The following is a 1,681-nucleotide window of genomic DNA, read 5'->3' as shown; positions in this document are numbered from 1 at the left end:
GCCATCGCCATCACGCTGGTGCTGGTCTCGGTGGAGGTGCTGATTGCCGCAAACCGCATTTCGACCCGAGTTTCGGGCGCGCGCCGGGTGGATCTGATCTGATGCGGGCTTTCGTCATTGCGGTGTTCGCTTTCCTCTATCTGCCGATCGCGCTGGTGGTGCTGTTTTCCTTCAACGCCGGCCACCATGCCAGCGAGTTCACCGGCTTTTCGGTGCAATGGTACGGCAAGGCACTGGCGAACCCGTTCCTGGTCGAAGCGCTGAAGAACAGCCTGTTCATCGCCACCACCAGCGCCTTGCTGGCGGCGCTGTGCGGCACCGCGGCGGCACTCGGCCTGGCGCGCGTCGGCGTGCGGACCCGCGCGGTCTTCGACGCACTTCTGGGCGCCGCGATCGTCGTTCCGGGCGTCGTGATCGGCATTTCGACTCTGGTCGCGCTCGTCCAATTGTTCACCGTGGTCAATCCGTTCCTCGCCTCGATCTGGCCGGACGACCAGCCGCCGCGGCTGGCGCTCGGCTACGGTTCGATCATCGCGGCGCACGGGCTGTTCTCGATGGCGCTGGTGACGATGATCGTCGGCACGCGGCTCGGCAGCCTCGACCGCAATCTGGTCGAGGCGTCGAGCGATCTCTACGCGACGCCGTTGACGACGTTCCGCTCGATCGTGCTGCCGCAGGTCATGCCGGCGGTCGTTGCCGGCTTCCTGCTCGCCTTCACCTTCTCCTTCGACGATTTCATCATCGCCTTCTTCGTCGCCGGCGCGCAGACGACGCTGCCGATCTATGTCTTCGCGTCGATCCGGCGCGGCGTGACGCCGGAGATCAACGCCATCGCGACGATCGTGCTCGTCGCTTCCGTGCTGCTCGTGGTGCTTGCCCAATGGCAGTTGCGCCAGCGCAAGCCGTCGAACTGAAAGCCGCATCATGATCCTCAAAGACCGCATCGCCGTGGTGACAGGCGCCGGCTCCGGCATCGGGCGCGCCGGCGCCATGATCATGGGCAGGGAAGGCGCGGTGGTCGTCATCGCCGACAGGGATCAGGCCGCCGGCGAAGCAACGGCTTCGGACATCCGCGCGGTCGGTGGCCAAGCCGAGGCGATCACGACCGATGTCGCTGATGATGCGGCGGTCGAACAGCTCATTGCCGGCACGCTCGACAGGCATGGGCGCATCGACATCCTGCACAATCACGCCGGCATCCAGATCGGCGGCACGCTGACCGAAGTGGAGGTCGGCGGCATGGATGCCTCGTGGCGGGTCAATGTGCGGGCGCAGTTCCTGGCGGCGAGACAGGTCATGCCCTCGATGATCGCGCAGGGCGGCGGGGTCATCCTCAACACCGCCTCCAATTCGGGCGTGTTCTACGACCGCGAGATGATCGCCTACGCAACCTCCAAACATGCGGTGGTGGCGATGACACGGCAGATGTCGCTCGACTATGCCCGTCACAATGTCCGCATTAACGCGCTCTGTCCGGGCTGGGTCGACACGCCGTTCAACGAACCGTTCATCGCCCAGATGGGCGGACGCGGGGCGATCGAAACCTATGTCCGCACCAAGATCCCGATGGGCCGCTGGGCCAGCGCCGATGAGATCGCCGAAGCGATCCTGTTCCTTGTCTCCGACCGTTCATCCTTCATGACCGGCCAGGCGCTGGCCCAGCGGCCCATCGGGATCTTGG

General features: G+C 65.4%; 2 protein-coding genes and 1 pseudogene. All 3 read left to right on the top strand.

From position 1 onward, the window contains the following. A pseudogene (locus EN994_RS36490) lies at nucleotides 1-102 on the top strand (ABC transporter permease); the annotation flags it as partial. Beyond that, the gene (locus EN994_RS30210; RefSeq protein WP_063169501.1) at nucleotides 102-914 is read left to right on the top strand and encodes an ABC transporter permease; all 813 of its coding nucleotides are present in this window, start codon (nucleotides 102-104) and stop codon (nucleotides 912-914) included. The pseudogene EN994_RS36490 and the gene EN994_RS30210, both read left to right, overlap by 1 nt. Before the next feature lie 10 nt (nucleotides 915-924). After that, nucleotides 925-1,681 (top strand): SDR family oxidoreductase (locus EN994_RS30205; RefSeq protein WP_127308087.1); only part of this gene is annotated, 757 nt, incomplete at its 3' end.

The sequence above is a fragment of the Mesorhizobium sp. M7A.F.Ca.CA.002.09.1.1 genome (assembly GCF_003998555.1).
In the GTDB taxonomy this organism is placed as follows: domain Bacteria; phylum Pseudomonadota; class Alphaproteobacteria; order Rhizobiales; family Rhizobiaceae; genus Mesorhizobium; species Mesorhizobium ciceri.
Note: the sequence above shows the minus strand (reverse complement) of the source record. Positions and strands in the feature narration are given on the sequence as shown.